The sequence below is a fragment of the Delftia sp. Cs1-4 genome, assembly GCF_000214395.1.
GTDB lineage: Bacteria > Pseudomonadota > Gammaproteobacteria > Burkholderiales > Burkholderiaceae_C > Comamonas > Comamonas acidovorans.
The window spans coordinates 32456-47090 of the sequence record NC_015563.1 but is presented as its reverse complement, the minus strand read 5'-3'; the positions used below and the strand labels follow the sequence as shown (position 1 = coordinate 47090).

At 68.3% G+C, this 14635-nt stretch carries 15 protein-coding genes; 13 read left to right on the top strand and 2 right to left on the bottom strand.

The window, feature by feature from the left end; genetic code table 11:
- Nucleotides 1–6: 6 nt before the first annotated feature.
- From DELCS14_RS00195 to DELCS14_RS00180, 4 genes are all read left to right on the top strand, one after another.
- Nucleotides 7–558 carry a VOC family protein gene (locus DELCS14_RS00195; RefSeq protein ID WP_012201980.1) on the top strand — a complete coding sequence of 184 codons (552 nt, stop codon included), beginning with the start codon at nucleotides 7–9 and terminating at the stop codon, nucleotides 556–558.
- A 73-nt stretch (nucleotides 559–631) separates the two neighbouring features.
- Nucleotides 632–1606, top strand: a complete 975-nt coding sequence (locus DELCS14_RS00190; protein ID WP_013799955.1) for a tripartite tricarboxylate transporter substrate binding protein — start codon at nucleotides 632–634, stop codon at nucleotides 1604–1606.
- Nucleotides 1607–1610: 4 nt separating this feature from the next.
- Nucleotides 1611–2192 carry an NADPH-dependent FMN reductase gene (locus tag DELCS14_RS00185; RefSeq protein WP_013799954.1) on the top strand — a complete coding sequence of 194 codons (582 nt, stop codon included), beginning with the start codon at nucleotides 1611–1613 and terminating at the stop codon, nucleotides 2190–2192.
- 81 nt (nucleotides 2193–2273) lie between these two features.
- Nucleotides 2274–3392, top strand: coding sequence for an alkene reductase (locus tag DELCS14_RS00180; protein WP_013799953.1), 1119 nt, complete (start codon nucleotides 2274–2276; stop codon nucleotides 3390–3392).
- 105 nt (nucleotides 3393–3497) lie between these two features.
- Here DELCS14_RS00180 and DELCS14_RS00175 read toward each other — a convergent pair whose 3' ends face one another.
- Nucleotides 3498–5201 carry a methyl-accepting chemotaxis protein gene (locus DELCS14_RS00175; RefSeq protein ID WP_013799952.1) on the bottom strand — a complete coding sequence of 568 codons (1704 nt, stop codon included), beginning with the start codon at nucleotides 5199–5201 and terminating at the stop codon, nucleotides 3498–3500.
- Between the two features lie 300 nt (nucleotides 5202–5501).
- Here DELCS14_RS00175 and DELCS14_RS00170 point away from each other — a divergent pair, with 300 nt between their 5' ends.
- Both DELCS14_RS00170 and cueR read left to right on the top strand, forming a co-directional pair.
- Nucleotides 5502–5696, top strand: a complete 195-nt coding sequence (locus tag DELCS14_RS00170) for a heavy-metal-associated domain-containing protein (RefSeq protein ID WP_012201975.1) — start codon at nucleotides 5502–5504, stop codon at nucleotides 5694–5696.
- 44 nt (nucleotides 5697–5740) lie between these two features.
- Complete coding sequence (gene cueR, locus DELCS14_RS00165) at nucleotides 5741–6175, top strand: Cu(I)-responsive transcriptional regulator (protein WP_012201974.1); 435 nt, start codon at nucleotides 5741–5743, stop codon at nucleotides 6173–6175.
- 26 nt (nucleotides 6176–6201) lie between these two features.
- Here the strand turns inward: cueR and DELCS14_RS00160 are convergent, their stop codons facing one another.
- Nucleotides 6202–6972 (bottom strand): TetR/AcrR family transcriptional regulator, encoded by a 771-nt coding sequence (locus DELCS14_RS00160; protein ID WP_013799951.1) that lies wholly within the window; start codon nucleotides 6970–6972, stop codon nucleotides 6202–6204.
- Between the two features lie 130 nt (nucleotides 6973–7102).
- On the opposite strand from DELCS14_RS00160, the gene DELCS14_RS00155 reads away from it, so the two are divergent.
- The 7 genes from DELCS14_RS00155 to DELCS14_RS00125 are packed head-to-tail and all read left to right on the top strand — an operon-like array spanning nucleotide 7103 to nucleotide 14635.
- Nucleotides 7103–7987: an ABC transporter ATP-binding protein gene (locus tag DELCS14_RS00155; RefSeq protein ID WP_013799950.1), complete on the top strand. Its 885-nt coding sequence runs from the start codon at nucleotides 7103–7105 to the stop codon at nucleotides 7985–7987.
- Nucleotides 7984–8865, top strand: coding sequence for a branched-chain amino acid ABC transporter permease (locus DELCS14_RS00150; protein WP_013799949.1), 882 nt, complete (start codon nucleotides 7984–7986; stop codon nucleotides 8863–8865). The genes DELCS14_RS00155 and DELCS14_RS00150 overlap by 4 nt, the downstream gene beginning before the upstream one ends.
- Nucleotides 8866–8887: 22 nt before the next feature.
- Nucleotides 8888–9925: a branched-chain amino acid ABC transporter permease gene (locus DELCS14_RS00145; RefSeq protein WP_013799948.1), complete on the top strand. Its 1038-nt coding sequence runs from the start codon at nucleotides 8888–8890 to the stop codon at nucleotides 9923–9925.
- Between the two features lie 37 nt (nucleotides 9926–9962).
- Nucleotides 9963–11144: an ABC transporter substrate-binding protein gene (locus DELCS14_RS00140; protein ID WP_013799947.1), complete on the top strand. Its 1182-nt coding sequence runs from the start codon at nucleotides 9963–9965 to the stop codon at nucleotides 11142–11144.
- A gap of 25 nt (nucleotides 11145–11169) precedes the next feature.
- Nucleotides 11170–11988, top strand: coding sequence for an ABC transporter ATP-binding protein (locus DELCS14_RS00135; protein ID WP_013799946.1), 819 nt, complete (start codon nucleotides 11170–11172; stop codon nucleotides 11986–11988).
- A gap of 13 nt (nucleotides 11989–12001) precedes the next feature.
- Nucleotides 12002–13837: an AMP-binding protein gene (locus DELCS14_RS00130; RefSeq protein WP_013799945.1), complete on the top strand. Its 1836-nt coding sequence runs from the start codon at nucleotides 12002–12004 to the stop codon at nucleotides 13835–13837.
- Nucleotides 13838–13846: 9 nt separating this feature from the next.
- Nucleotides 13847–14635, top strand: a complete 789-nt coding sequence (locus DELCS14_RS00125; protein WP_013799944.1) for an enoyl-CoA hydratase-related protein — start codon at nucleotides 13847–13849, stop codon at nucleotides 14633–14635.

Here is a 14635-nt window from a genome sequence, read left to right as displayed (position 1 = left end):
ACATCCATGCTGTGCAAAAAGCTTCACCACGCCGCCTACCGCTGCAAGGACGCGGCCGAGACCGTGCGCTTCTATACCGAGGTGCTGGGCCTGCGCTTCACCCACGCCATGGGCGAGGACCATGTTCCTTCCACGGGCCAGTACAGCCCGCACATCCACATCTTTTTCGAGATGGAGGACGGCAGCTCCATCGCCTTCTTCGAGTGCCCCAGGGACCCGGGCCAGATGAAGGACATGGAGTCGCCGGGCTGGATACAGCACTTCGCCTTCGAGGTCGCCGACGTGGACACCGTGCTGCGCGCCCGGCAGGACCTGCTGGACCGGGGCATTGACGTGGTGGGCCCCACCAACCACGACGACTTCATCACCTCCATCTACTTCTTCGACCCTTCGGGCCACCGCCTGGAGCTGACCGCACGCACGGCCGACGCGGCGCGCCACCAGGTCTTCGAGCAGGAGGCCATGCAGGTGCTGGCCCTGTGGAACGAGACCCACGACTGGTCGCAGCGCGAAAAGCTCTACGGCGCCCAGACCGGCTACGCACGCGCGGACCGCTAGCCGCAACACCAGCCAGGCCTGCCAGGCCACTGGACACGTCCGCCGCGCGCAATACAAAAAAAGGAGACATGACATGACTGCCATCACCCGACGCACGGCCCTGCTTGCAGGCGCCGCCTCACTCGCCCTGCCCACGGCCCGGGCCCAGGGCGGTTTCCCCAACCGGCCCATTCAATTGATCCACGGCTTTGGCGCGGGCGGCAACGCCGACGTGGTGGCCCGGCTCGTGGCCCAGAAGCTGCAGGAATCGCTCAGGCAGCCCGTGGTGGTGGAGATCAAGAGCGGCGCGGGCGGCTCCATTGCCAGCAACTTCGTGGCCAAGGCGGTGCCGGACGGCTACAGCCTGGTCATGCTCACGGGCGCGCACACCGTGTCGGCCGCGCTGCGCAAATCGCTGCCCTACGACGCGGTCAAGGACTTCGCCTTTGTCTCCACCGTCTCGTCCTTTCCCTTCGTGGTGGCCGTGCGCGCCGAGCATCCCGCCAGGACCCTGGCCGATCTGCTGGCCATGGCGCGCAAGGAGCCGGGACGCATCACCTTCACCTCGGTGGGCGTGGGCTCCACCCAGCACATGGCCGGCGAGCTGCTGGGCTCCACGGCCAAGGTACAGCTGCTGCACGTGCCCTACCGGGGCGGCGGCGCACCTGTGCAGGCCGTGATAGCGGGCGATGTGGACGTGCTCAGCGACACGCTGACCGTGGCCATGCCGCACATCAAGTCGGGCCGGCTGCGCGCCCTGGCCGTCACCAGCGCCCAGGCCTGGCCCACCCTGCCCGAGGTGCCGCCGGCCTCGGCCGTGCTGCCCGGCTTCGAGGTGCGCTCCTGGCTGGGCCTGGCCGCGCCCGCAGGCACGCCCGCCGACGTGGTGCAAAGGCTGGCCGCCGAAACCCACAAGGCCCTGAAGGAGCCCGACCTGCTCCAGGCCCTGGCCAGCGCCGGCAGCGCGGCCACGCCCTGCAGCCCCGAGGAGATGCGTGCCATGGTGGGCGCCGAGATCGCGCGCTGGCGCAGCGTCATCCAGCAGGTCGGCATTCCGCTGCAGGCCTGACGCCATGGACATCATCGGCCTGTGCGGCAGCCTGCGCCGCCATTCACTGAACCGCATGCTGCTGGAGCTGGCGGGCGAATGCCTGGCGCCCCCGGCCACGATGCAGGTCTGCGACTGGCGCGCGCTGCCGCCGCTGGATGCCGACCTGCTGGCCACGGGCATGCCCGAATCCGTGCACCAGTTGCGCGAGCGCATCCGCCGTGCCGACGCCGTGGTGCTGGCCACGCCCGAGTACAACTTCTCCATTCCAGGCATGTTCAAGAATGCGCTGGACTGGATCTCGCGTGGCGACGACCAACCCTTTCGGCACAAGCCCGTGGCCCTTGTCTCGGCCTCGCCCGGCCCGCTGGGCGGGGCGCGCGTGCAGTACGAACTGCGCAAGGTATTGCAGTGCATGGAAGCCGACGTGCTGGCCCGGCCCGAGGTGTTCGTGGGCCAGGCGGCGCAGAAATTCGACAGCCAGGGCCTGTGCACCGATGCCGCCACGCGCAGCTTCGTGACGGCGCAGATGCAGGCGCTGGGCCGACTCGTGGCACAGCACCGTCGCCTGCACGACAGCGCGCAAATCCCTGGCCTGCACGATTGATTCCATGGGCGTAATCTGTGCCGTACGCCGCGCCGCCCGCACGGGTGGCGCTTTTGCTTCACGCACAGAAAGCCCCGTTGCATGACCTCTCTGTTCGAACCCATACAGGCCGGCGAGCTGCGCCTGCCCAACCGCATCGCCATGGCGCCCCTGACGCGCAACCGCGCACCCCAGGCCCTGCCCAACGACATCATGGTCACCTACTACGCCCAGCGCGCCAGCGCCGGCCTGCTGATCAGCGAAGGCACGGCCATCAGCCACCAGGGCCAGGGCTATGCCCATGTGCCGGGCCTGTACGGCAGCGAGCAGCTCGACGGCTGGAAGCGCGTGACCGACGCAGTGCACAGGGCGGGCGGGCGCATCGTCACCCAGCTGTGGCATGTGGGCCGGGTCTCGCACACCTCGCTGCAGCCCGAAGGCCAGGCGCCCGTGGGGCCGTCCCCGGTGGCGGCCAGATCCAAGACCTATGTGATCGACGAGGACTCGGGCAAGGGCCAGTTCGTGCCCACCTCCGCGCCGCGCGCGCTCGCCCAGCAGGAGCTTCCCGCCATCGTCCACAGCTTCGCCGTGGCCGCGCGCAATGCCGTGGAGACGGCCGGCTTCGACGGCGTGGAGCTGCACGGCGCCAACGGCTATCTGCTGGACCAGTTCCTCAAGACCGGCGCCAACCAGCGCGATGACGACTACGGCGGCAGCATCGAGAACCGCGCCCGCCTGCTGCTCGAATGCACGCGCGCCGCCGCCGATGCCGTGGGCGGCGGCCGCGTGGGCATCCGCCTGTCGCCCGTGACGCCGGCCAACGACATCGCCGATGCCGACCCCCAGCCGCTGTTCGAATACGTGGTGCGCCAGCTGGCGCCGCTGGGCCTGGCCTACATCCACATCATCGAAGGCTCCACCGGCGGCCCGCGTGAATTGCCCGACCGGCCCTTCGACTACGCGGCCCTCAAATCCGCCTACCGCGAGGCCGGCGGCCAGGGCGCCTGGATGGTCAACAACGGCTATGACCGCGACATGGCGGTGCGCGCCGTGGAAAGCGGCCACGCCGATATCGTGGCCTTCGGCAAGGCCTTCATCTCCAACCCCGACCTGGTCCACCGCCTGCGCGACGACCTGCCGCTGAATCCCTGGAACTCCAGACTGTTCTACGGCGGCGGCGCCGAGGGCTATACCGACTACCCGTTCGCGCGCCAGGCCTGATTTGCGGCGCTGCAAAGCAAAAAGCCCGCAGGCATGGCCTGCGGGCTTTTTTCGTTCGCGCGATTCACGGGGTCACGTGAAACAGGGCCGCTGGCCCCTGCCTTCTCAGGCGTGTTCCAGCAACTGGGTCTCGCGCGTGTCCCGGCCAGAGGCCAGCGAGGCGCGGCCTGCAGCCGGCGCCAGGCTGGGCTGGCCCTGGCCGGGACGGCCATAGGAAGCATGCGAGCCCATGGACGCCACGGCCGCACCGGCAATGCGGAACTGGCCCACCACCTGCGCCAGGCGCGCGGCCTGCTCGCGCAGCGACTCGGCGGCTGCGGCCGATTCCTCGACCAGGGCTGCGTTCTGCTGCGTCATGCGGTCGATATCGCCCACGGCCTGGTTGACCTGGCCGATGCCGCCCGACTGCTCGCTGGAAGCCGCCGTGATCTCGCCAATGATGTCGCCCACGCGCTGCACGCTGTCCACGATTTCCTTCATGGTCTTGCCAGCGTCCTCGACCTGGCGCACGCCCACGTCCACGGCCTGCACGCTGGTCTGGATCAGCGCCTTGATCTCGCTGGCCGCCTGGGCCGAGCGCTGGGCCAGGGATCGCACCTCGGCCGCCACCACGGCAAAGCCGCGGCCCTGCTCGCCGGCGCGTGCCGCTTCCACGGCGGCGTTCAGCGCCAGGATGTTGGTCTGGAAGGCAATGGAGTCGATCAGGCCGATGATGTCGCCGATCTTGCGGCTGGAGGTCGTGATCTCCTGCATGCTGACCACCGCCTGGGCCACCACGTCGCCACCGCGCGTGGCCGTGGTCGAGGCAGAGGCCGCCAGCTGGTTGGCCAGTTGCGAGGACGATGCCGTCTGCTGCACCGTGGCCGTGAGCTGGGACAGCGAGGCCACGGTCTCCTGCACATTGCTGGCCGTCTGCTCGGTGCGCGAGGACAGGTCCTGGTTGCCCGTGGCGATCTCCTGGCTGGCCGTGGCGATGTTGCCGCTGGCGTCGCGCACCTGGGTCACCATGGAGCCCAGGCTCTGCTGCATCTGGTCCAGCGCGCGCTGCAGATCGGCCACCTCGTCCTTGCCCTCCACCTTCACGCTCTGCGACAGGTCGCCCTGGGCGATGGTCAGCGCCGTCTGGCGCGCCTGCACCAGGGGGCGGCAGATGGACAGCATGTTCATCAGCGTCAGCGGCACCACCACCAGCACCGTGAGTACCACGGCCGCCACGAAGATCCACTGCGTCTGCTCGGCCACGCCCTGCTCCTCCGCGGCCATGGCATCGACCTGCTGGCGCAGCAGCTGGTCGAGCTGGGCGATGAGCTTTTCGACCTCGGCCACCTCGGCCATGGCCTTGCCGCTCATGCGGTTGGCCGTGGTCGCCGTGTCATAGCCACCGGCCTCCAGCTGCCGCGCAATGTGCTCGAACTGCTGGCGGTAGCGGTCCACGCGCTCGGAGATGCCGCTGACGATGGCATCGTCGGCCGGGTCCTCGTCCTTCAGAAAGCGCTCGGCCACGGATTTCACGCGGTCAATGGCGGCCAGCCACTGGGTGTGGGCCTTGCGCACCTCTTCGGCACGCTCGTACTGGATGATCATGTCCTTTTCATGGGCGCGCACGGCACCCAGCTCGGCGCGCAACTCCACCATGTAGCCCATCTTGGCGTACGAGGTATGCATGAACTGCTGACTCATGCCATGGATGCGGAACATGCCCAGCATCCCGGCTCCGCCCAGCAGACCCAGCAGTACCAGCACCATGGCGATGGCACCCAGCATCCGCGTGCGGATCGTGAAAGCCCGCATCATTCCCAACAAGTTCATGACCGTTTTCCTCTCTGTCAGTCAAGGCGCCCGCACGGTCTCCAAATGCATAGCGCCAACGTAAATACAAATTGTTGCAGTTTGTCAGATGATCGCCAATGGCCTATGACGGTTTTTGCCTATTCACGGCTCTTTTCGATCTATCGGCCATTGCAGCGGATCATTGAGCCGGCCGACTCACATCGAATTGGGCCAAATCAACCCTTGTCCAGCCAGACGCTTGACCTTGCCATGGTGTCAGGGTTCAACATGCCGTCCATGGCTTGCGCCACTTCGGCGCGCCCCAACCAGGAGCGAGAAATGCAACATGTTTTCACCGTGCAGGGCATGACCTGCGGCCACTGCGAACGCGCCGTCACCCAGGCCGTGCAGGGCGTGGATGACCAGGCCCAGGTAAAAATCGATCGCGCCGCCCAGCGCGTGGAAGTCGACAGCAGCGCCAGCCGCGAGGCACTGGGCGCCGCCATTGCCGAAGAAGGCTACAAGGTCGCCTGAGAGACACCTCAAAGACACCCGAAGGCATCCGAAAGGCACGCACCATGTCCGCCCACCCCGCACAGCACTGGCCCGTCTCCATCGGCGAGGCCGCGCGCCGCGCCGGTGTCTCGGCGCGCATGGTGCGCCACTACGAAGCCCAGGGCCTGCTGCCGCCCATGCACCGCACGGACGGCGGCTACCGCCAGTACGCCGAGGCCGACGTGCACGCCCTGCGCTTCATCCGCCGGGGGCGCGACCTCGGCTTTTCCATGGACGAGATCGCCACCCTGCTCGGCCTGTGGCAGGACAAGAGCCGCGCCAGCAGCCAGGTCAAGGCCATCGCCCAGCGGCACATCGACGAACTGACCGAGCGCATCGCCGCCATGCAGGCCATGCAGCGCACGCTCAAGACCCTGGTGCACTGCTGCCACGGCGACGACCGGCCGGACTGCCCGATATTGGATGATCTGGCGGCGCAGGAGAGTGCGGCGCCGTAGCGTGTCTCAAGGCAGGGAACGGCGCTTCAGCCGCCCGCCTTCGCACGCTTTGCAGGCTTGCCCACCTTGGGTGGCTTGGATAACTTGGGCGTATCGAGAACATCCGCCCGCCGCAACACGCCCCCCATCAAGGTATCAATGCACTGCTGCGCCACTTCCTCGGCCGAGTACTGGCCGCCAGGCTGGTACCAGCGGCCTATCCAGCTGAGTGCGCCGGCAATCACGAAGGCCGTCATCTTGGGGTCGCAGGGGGCCAGCGAGCCCTCCTGCACGCCAGCGGCCACCAGGCGGCGGAAGGCCTGGTCTATGGCGGCCTTCTGGCGGCGCAGTTCGCGGCGGCTGTCGGGGGGGACCTGTTCGTCGCCCACGCGGATCAGGCACATGCCGAAGTCCATGGTGACGATGCGCGCATAGACCTGCATGCAGGCGCGCAGCTGGTCCACGGCCTGGCCGCCCGCGCGGCGCGAGGCCTCGATGCCTTCCAGCGTCATGGCCAGGCCCTGGTTCACGCACTGCAGCAGGATCTCGTCCTTGTTCTTGACGTAGTAGTACAGCGTGGGCTTGCTCACGCCCAGCCGTGCGGCGATGTCGTCCAGCGAGGTGGCGGAGAAGCCGCGCTCGTTGAACAGCTGCGCGGCGGCCTGCAGCACGGCCTGGCGCTTGGCCTCGCGCTGCTGCTCGCGGTCGGGCGTGCCGCTCCAGGGCGAGTCCACGGCGGGCGCCGCACGGCCTCTGCCGGCGCGGGTTCCGGGGCTGGGGCTGGGTCGGGTCTTGGTTTCAGGGCTCGATGGCTTCATGGCGGCGGGTGCACCGGGGAAATCACCGATGCTGCATGCGGAGGGCGACAACCAGAATCTACTCCAAAGTAAACAGCCTACGCATCAGTAGGCTCCTGCCCGGCTCGACGAACCAACGCACGAGAGCGCCATGGAGACACACCCCGACGGCGGCCCGCCCGCCCCCTTGCTGCAGGTCGATGGCGTCACGCTCGCCTTTGGCGGCGTGAAGGCGCTGTCGGGCGTGGGCTTCGATGTGCAGCCCGGCTCGATCACGGCGGTGATCGGCCCCAACGGCGCGGGCAAGACGTCGCTGTTCAACACCATCTCGGGCTTTTACCGGCCCACGGGCGGCTCCATCCGCTTCCAGGGCGAGGACATCACGCGCATGCCGGCGCCGCGCCGCGCGCGGCTGGGCCTGGGGCGCAGCTTCCAGAACATTGCGCTGTTCCGGGGCATGACGGTGCTGGACAACATCAAGCTGGGCCGCCACGCCCACCTGCGCACCAACGTGCTCGACGCCCTCCTCTACCTGGGCCGCGCGCGCCGCGAGGAGGCCGAGCTGCGCCGCGACATCGAGGAGCGCATCATCGATTTCCTGGAGATAGACCACATCCGCCATGCGCCCGTGGCCGCCCTGTCCTACGGACTGCAAAAGCGCGTGGAGATGGCGCGCGCCCTGGCCATGCAGCCGCGCATCCTGATGCTGGACGAGCCCGTGGCCGGCATGAACCGCGAGGAGACCGAGGACATGGCGCGCTTCATCCTCGACGTGCGCGCCGAATGGGGCGTGACCGTGCTCATGGTGGAGCACGACATGGGCATGGTCATGGACCTGTCCGACCATGTGGTGGTGCTCAACTTCGGCCAGGTCATCGCCCAGGGCACGCCCGCCGTGGTGCAGGCCGATCCCGAGGTAAACCGCGCCTACCTGGGCGCGGGCGACGTGGGCGAGCTGCGCCAGCGGCTGCGCGGCGCGGCCGAACGGCCAGCGCCCGTCGGGCACCTGCCCGCCATGGCGCAGAGGGCCGCATGATGGACTGGGCCTACCTGTTCGAGATCGCCCTCACGGGCCTGGCCGCAGGCGGCCTGTATGCGCTGGCCGCGCTGGCCTTCGTGGTGGTCTACAAGGCCACGCGCGTGGTCAACATCGCCATCGGCGAGCTGCTGATGGTGGGCGCCTACCTGTTCTTCACCTTCGCGGCCATGTTCGCGCTGCCGCTGTGGCTGGCCATTCCCGCCGCCGTGCTGGGCACGGGGCTGCTGGGCGCGCTGATCGAGCGCACCATGATCCGGCCGCTGCTGGGCGAGCCGCCGATCTCGGTGTTCATGGTCACCGTGGGCCTGGCCTCGGTGCTGGTGGGCCTGGTGGAGCTGATCTGGACGGCCGACCAGCGCCGCCTGCCCGAGTTCATGCCCACGCAGCCCGTGATGATCGGCGAGGCCTTTCTCGCGCCCAAGGTGGCCTGGGGCGCAGCCGTGGCCGTGGTCTTCATCGCGGCCGTGCTGCTGGTGTTCCGCTACTGGCGTGGCGGCGTGGCCCTGCGCGCCACGGCCAGCGACCAGGCAGCGGCCTATTCGGTGGGCATCAACGTGCCGCGCGTGTTCTCGCTGGCCTGGGTGGTGTCGGCCATGATCGCGGCGGTCTCGGGAATCATCGTCGGCTCCATCGGCGGCATCTCGTCGAGCATGGGCGTGTTCGGCCTGTCGGTGCTGGTGGTCGTCATCGTGGGCGGGCTGGACAGCGTGCTGGGCGCCCTGGTCGGTGGCCTGTTCATCGGCCTGGTGGAGGCGCTGGCCGGCGCCTACCTGGGCGGCGAGTACAAGCTGCTGGCCACCTTCATCGTGCTGGTCGTGGTGCTGATGCTCAGGCCCTACGGCCTGTTCGGCACGCACGAGATCGAGCGGCTCTAGACAGCTTCAGAAAGACGGCAGCATGCGCATAGGCACCCTCAAGGAAAGCTACATCGCCGATGCGGCGCTGTTCGACTCCCGCACGCAACGCATCTGGCTGGCCATGGCCGGCGCGCTGCTGCTGCTGTTCCCCTTCATGGCCAGCGACTACTGGCTGTACCTGGCCTGCCTGGTCAGCATCAACGTGGCCGGCGCCACGGGGCTGAACATCCTCACCGGCTACACGGGCCTGGTAAGCCTGGGCCAGGCCGCCTTCATGGGACTGGGCGCCTACACGGTGGCCATCGTGCAGGCGCGCTGGGGCACGCCCGTGCTGTTCAACCTGTTGGCTGGCGGCTTGGTGGCCATGCTGGGCGGCATCGTGGTGGGCCTGCCCTCGCTGCGCGTCAAGGGCCTGTACCTGGCGATTGCCACCATCGCGGCCTCGTTCATCGCCCATTTCCTGTTCGCCAACCTCAGGCTCACGGGCGGCACGGCGGGCCTGACGCTGCAGCCGGCCACGGTGTTCGGCGTGGCGCTGGACACCTCGTTCCGGCTGTACTGGGTGATCGTGCCCGTCACGCTGCTGATGCTGCTGGGCGCGGCCAACCTGTTTCGCACGCGCATAGGCCGCGCCTTCATCGCCATCCGCGACCGCGACATCTCGGCCGAGGTCCTGGGCATACCGCTGCTGCGCTACAAGCTGCTGTCGTTCGGGCTGTCCTCGTTCTACGCGGGCGTGGCGGGCGGGCTGTGGGCGTACTTCTTTCGCGTGGTCACGCCCGAGAGCTTTCCGCTCTTGATGTCCATCTTCTTTCTGGCGGCCATCATCGTCGGCGGCATGGGCTCCATCCTGGGCGGCATCCTGGGCGCGGTCTTCATGACCATGGTCCCGGAGCTGCTCAAGCTCATCGTGGACCTGCTGCCCGGCGGCTCCGAGCTGGCCGTCTTCCTGTCGCCCGTGCGCACCATGGTGTTCGGGCTGCTGATCATCGTCTTTCTGGTCTTCGAGCCGCAGGGGCTCGCAGAAATGGGGCGGCGCCTGCGCCGCTTCTTCCACCTGTGGCCCTTCCGCAATTGAGGCGGCGCCGCGCACGACAAGCAAAAGGAGACAAGCAATGCAGCAACACCCGACCTCCTCGCGCCGCCGCAGCCTGCTGCTGGCGGCCGGCGCCAGCCTGGCCGCACCGCTGGCCGCCCGCGCCCAGGCTGGCGGCGAAGACATCGTGATCGGCGGCTCCATCCCCATGACGGGCGTGTTCGCCTTCGCGGGCGTGGGCATCAATGCCGGCATGGGCGACTACGTGAAGATGGTCAACGAGGCAGGCGGCATCAAGGGCCGCAAGATCCGCTACGTGCCCGAGGACACAGGCTACAAGGTCGATGTCTCGGTGGCCGCGTTCAAGAAGATCACCAGCCAGAACAAGGTCAACCTCTACTACGGAGACTCCACGGGCTTTTCCAAGACCATCAACCCGGAGCTGGACCGCAACGGCTCCATCCTCATGGCGGGCGCCTCCTTCGCCACCGAGCTCAACAACCCGGCCAAGTACCCGAACCAGTTCCTCGTGGGGCCCGACTACACGGAGATGTTCGGCATCCTGCTCAAGCACATCGCCAAGGAAAAACCGGGCGCCAAGGTGGCCTTCGTCTACTCCGACTCCGAATTCGGCCGCGACCCCATCGAGGCCAGCGAGGCGGCCGCCAAGAAGCTGGGCCTGAACGTGGTGGCCAAGCTGATGACACCGCCCGGCAGCGTGGACGTGTCCACCGAAGTCATCAAGCTGCGCCGCGCCGCGCCCGACTACACCATCTTCCACGGCTACATCCTCGCGCCCATTCCCGAGTTCATCCAGCAGGGCAAGCAGATGGGCATGACCAGCCAATGGATGGGCACCTTCTGGACCATGGACAGCTCCACCGTCATGAAGATGGGCGAGGCCGGCGACGGCTTCATGGGCGTCATGCCCTACCGCTACTACTACGACACCTCGGCCAAGGCGCCCATGCTGGACAAGATCCGCGCGCTGCGCCCCGAGTACCAGAGCACGGCCTATATCCAGGGCTTCCTGGCGGCCATGCTGTTCGTGGAATCGGCCAGGCGCTGCCTGGACGCGGGCAAGCCGCTCACCGGCCCCAACCTCAAGGCCGCGCTCAATTCCATCAAGGACTTCGACACGGGCGGACTGATCGGCGTGCCCATCACCATCAAGGGCAATTCGATTCCCGTGGGCCGCGTCTACAAGGCGGACATGAAGGCGCAGAAGATGCTCCCAGCGTCCGACTGGATCGCACTTTGACCGTCGTCCGAACAGACGCCCGCACATGACCGAGCAGCCCACGGACAAGGTCCTCGAAATCAACAACATCGAGGTCATCTACAACAAGGTCGTGCAGGCCCTGCGGGGCCTGTCGCTGGCCGTGCCGCGCGGCCAGATCGTGGCCCTGCTGGGCAGCAACGGCGCGGGCAAGAGCACCACGCTCAAGGCCGTCTCGGGGCTGCTGGCGCTGGAGGACGGCCTGCTGGCCAGCGGAAGCGTGCGCTACAACGGCCAGTCCACCGCGCAGTACGCGCCCCAGCAGCTGGTGCGCCTGGGGCTGTCGCATGTGATGGAGGGCCGGCGCGTGTTCGAGGACCTCACGGTGGAGGAAAACCTCGTGGCCGCCACCTACGCGCTCACGGGCCGCAATCAAGTCAAGCCCGACTTCGACCTGGTCTACAGCTACTTCCCGCGCCTGCATGAGCGACGCAAAGGCCTGGCCGGCTATCTGTCGGGCGGCGAGCAGCAGATGCTGGCCATTGGCCGCGCGCTGATCGCCGAGCCCCAGCTCATGCTGCTGGACGAGCCCTCGCTGGGTCTGGCTCCGAAGCTGGTGGAGGACATCTTCACCATCATCGCGCGCATCAATGCCGAGCGCGGCACCTCCATGCTGCTGGTCGAGCAGAACGCCACCGTGGCCCTGGCCGTGGCGCACAGCGGCTACATCATGGAGAACGGCAAGATCGTCATCGACGGCCCGGCCGAACGCCTGGCCCAGGATGCCGACGTGCGCGAGTTCTACCTGGGCATGGGTGGCAGCGGCGAGGCGAAGAGCTTCCGAGATCTGAAGCACTACAAGCGCCGCAAGCGCTGGTTGTCCTAGCCTGGGAGCGCACATGCAAGCCCTTCCCGAACTCACCCTGCCCCAGATGCTGGCCGAACGCGCGCGCAGCGATGCCCAGCGCGTGGCCATACGGCAAAAGGACTTCGGCATCTGGAAGCCCACCAGCTGGGCGCGCTACCACGAGCGTGCCAGCCACTTCGGGCTGGGCCTGGCACAGCTGGGCCTGCCGCCAGGCGGCCACATGGGCGTGATCTCCGAGAACCGCATCGAGTGGGTGCTGGCCCAGATGGGCGCGGGCCTGATCGGCGCCATCACCGTGGGCGTGTACCCCACCAGTCCCACGCCCGAGGTCGCCTATGTGGCGGGCCATGCCGATGTGGACATCATGGTCTGCGAGGACCAGGAGCAGACCGACAAGCTGCTGGCCGCTCTGCCCCAGCTGCCGCGCCTGAAGAAGATCATCGTCATGGAGACCAAGGGCCTGCGCAGCTTCGCGCCCGAGGTCCGCGCCCTGATCGCCACCTTCGACGAGGTCGAGCGCCTGGGCGCCCAGGCCGCCAGCCGCGCCCCCATCGAAGAGGCGCTGGCACGCCAGACGCTGGATGACGTGGGGCTGATGATCTACACCTCGGGCTCCACCGGCAAGCCCAAGGGCGCCATGATCACCTACCGCAACATCCGCGGCGTGGTGCCCGGCATTGCCGAGCGGCTGGGGCTGGACGGCGGCACGCGCCACCTGTCCTACCTGCCGCTGTGCCACGTGGCCGAGCAGATGCTGACCAGCTTCGTGCCGGTCTACCTGGGCTCGCAGGTGCACTTCGGCGAGTCCATCCGCACGGTGCAGGAAGACCTGCGCGAAGTCGCGCCCAACATGTTCCTGGGCGTGCCGCGCATCTGGGAGAAGCTGCACGCGGCCATCAGCATCAAGATGCAGGAGACCGGGCCGCTGCGCCGCGCGCTCTACCGGCGCGCCATGGCGGCCTGCGCGCCGCTGGCCGAAAAGCCCCGCAGGCAATGGAGCCTGGCCGAGCACCTCACCTGGGCCGCCAGCTACTGGAGCGTGCTGCGCGCGCTGCAGAACTTCATCGGCCTGCGCGAGGCGCGCGTGGCACTCACCGGCGCCGCGCCCATACCACCCGACGTGGTGCGCTTTTTCCGCACGCTGGGCGTGCCGCTGATCGAGGTCTACGGCCTGACCGAATCCACGGGCATGGTCACGGGCCACCGGCTGGACGACGTGTCCGTGGGCAGCGTGGGCGTGGCCACCGAAGGCGTGCAATGGCGCATTGCCAGCCTCGGCAGCAGCGCGGGCCACGAGGGTGACGACAGCGGCGAACTGCAGATCAAGGGCGACATGGTCTTCGCGGGCTACTACAAGAACCCCGAGGCCACGGCGCAAAGCCTGCAGGACGGCTGGCTGCACACGGGCGACGTGGTGCGCGTGCAGGGTGGCCAGCTGCGCATCGTGGACCGCCTCAAGGACATCATGATCACCGCCGGCGGCAAGAACCTCACGCCCTCGGAGATCGAGAACACCATGAAGGCCAGCCCCTTCATCAAGGAGTGCATCGTCGTGGCCGAGGGCCGCAAGTTCGTGGGCGCGCTGGTGCAGATCGACTACGAGACCGTGGGCCAATGGGCCCAGGCGCGGCGCATTCCCTTCACGCATTTCCGCTCCCTGGCCGAGATGGCCGAGGTGCGCGCGCTGATCGATGCCGAGATCGCGCAGGGCAATGCGCGCCTGGCCCAGGTCTCGCATGTGCGGCGCTTCCATCTGCTGACCAAGGAACTGGACCACGACGATGGCGAAGTCACGGCCACGATGAAGGTGCGCCGCTCGTCCATCTACAAGACCTACGCCGCCGAAATCGACGCCCTGTACCACTGATCCGCTCCCATGACCGACACGCAAGACACCCCGCTGCTGCTGCACCGCGAAGGCGCCATCGCCACGCTGACCTTCCACCGCCCCGCCGCCCTCAACGCCATCGACGTGCCCATGGCGTTGGCACTGCGCGATGCCGTGCGCACCCTGGCCCAGGACCGCGCGCTGCGCTGCGTGGTGCTGAACGGCGCGGGCCGCGCCTTCATGGCGGGCGGCGACCTGGACACGCTGGCCGCCGACCCCGTGCGCGGCGCGGCCGAGCTGCTGGCGCCGCTCAACGAGGCCGTGGCGCTGCTGGGCCAGCTCGATGCACCCGTCATCGCCAAGGTGCATGGCGCGGCGGCAGGCGCCGGCCTGTCGCTGATGCTGCAGGCCGACTTCGTCTACGCGGCCGAGGGCACGCGCTTCAACCTGGCCTACATCAACCTGGGCGCCAGCTGCGACGTGGGAGCCTCCTGGGCGCTGCCGCGCATCGTGGGCCTGCGCAACGCGCTGGAGATCGCCATGCTGGGCGAGACCCTGGACTGCGCCCAAGCGCAGCGCCTGAGCCTCATCAACCGCGTCCTGCCGCCCGCCGAACTCGACGCCGCCGTGCAGCAGCTGGCCCAGCGCCTGGCCGCCGGCCCCACGGTGGCGCTGGGCCATATGCGCCGCCTCATGCGCGCGGGCCTGGACCGCAGCCTACGCGACCAGCTGGCCGCCGAGGCCTGCGCCTTCGATGCCTGTGCGCGCACGGCCGACCTGCCGCGCGGCATTGCGGCGTTCCACGCCAAGCAGACGCCGCAATTCGAGGGACGTTGA

Bases quoted from the DNA above. Each gene is read 5' to 3' on its own strand.
- DELCS14_RS00195 (WP_012201980.1), top strand. From the start codon at position 7: ATGCTGTGCAAAAAGCTTCACCACGCCGCCTACCGCTGCAAGGACGCG.
- DELCS14_RS00190 (WP_013799955.1), top strand. From the start codon at position 632: ATGACTGCCATCACCCGACGCACGGCCCTGCTTGCAGGCGCCGCCTCA.
- DELCS14_RS00185 (WP_013799954.1), top strand. From the start codon at position 1,611: ATGGACATCATCGGCCTGTGCGGCAGCCTGCGCCGCCATTCACTGAAC.
- DELCS14_RS00180 (WP_013799953.1), top strand. From the start codon at position 2,274: ATGACCTCTCTGTTCGAACCCATACAGGCCGGCGAGCTGCGCCTGCCC.
- DELCS14_RS00175 (WP_013799952.1), bottom strand. From the start codon at position 5,201: ATGAACTTGTTGGGAATGATGCGGGCTTTCACGATCCGCACGCGGATG.
- DELCS14_RS00170 (WP_012201975.1), top strand. From the start codon at position 5,502: ATGCAACATGTTTTCACCGTGCAGGGCATGACCTGCGGCCACTGCGAA.
- cueR (WP_012201974.1), top strand. From the start codon at position 5,741: ATGTCCGCCCACCCCGCACAGCACTGGCCCGTCTCCATCGGCGAGGCC.
- DELCS14_RS00160 (WP_013799951.1), bottom strand. From the start codon at position 6,972: ATGAAGCCATCGAGCCCTGAAACCAAGACCCGACCCAGCCCCAGCCCC.
- DELCS14_RS00155 (WP_013799950.1), top strand. From the start codon at position 7,103: ATGGAGACACACCCCGACGGCGGCCCGCCCGCCCCCTTGCTGCAGGTC.
- DELCS14_RS00150 (WP_013799949.1), top strand. From the start codon at position 7,984: ATGATGGACTGGGCCTACCTGTTCGAGATCGCCCTCACGGGCCTGGCC.
- DELCS14_RS00145 (WP_013799948.1), top strand. From the start codon at position 8,888: ATGCGCATAGGCACCCTCAAGGAAAGCTACATCGCCGATGCGGCGCTG.
- DELCS14_RS00140 (WP_013799947.1), top strand. From the start codon at position 9,963: ATGCAGCAACACCCGACCTCCTCGCGCCGCCGCAGCCTGCTGCTGGCG.
- DELCS14_RS00135 (WP_013799946.1), top strand. From the start codon at position 11,170: ATGACCGAGCAGCCCACGGACAAGGTCCTCGAAATCAACAACATCGAG.
- DELCS14_RS00130 (WP_013799945.1), top strand. From the start codon at position 12,002: ATGCAAGCCCTTCCCGAACTCACCCTGCCCCAGATGCTGGCCGAACGC.
- DELCS14_RS00125 (WP_013799944.1), top strand. From the start codon at position 13,847: ATGACCGACACGCAAGACACCCCGCTGCTGCTGCACCGCGAAGGCGCC.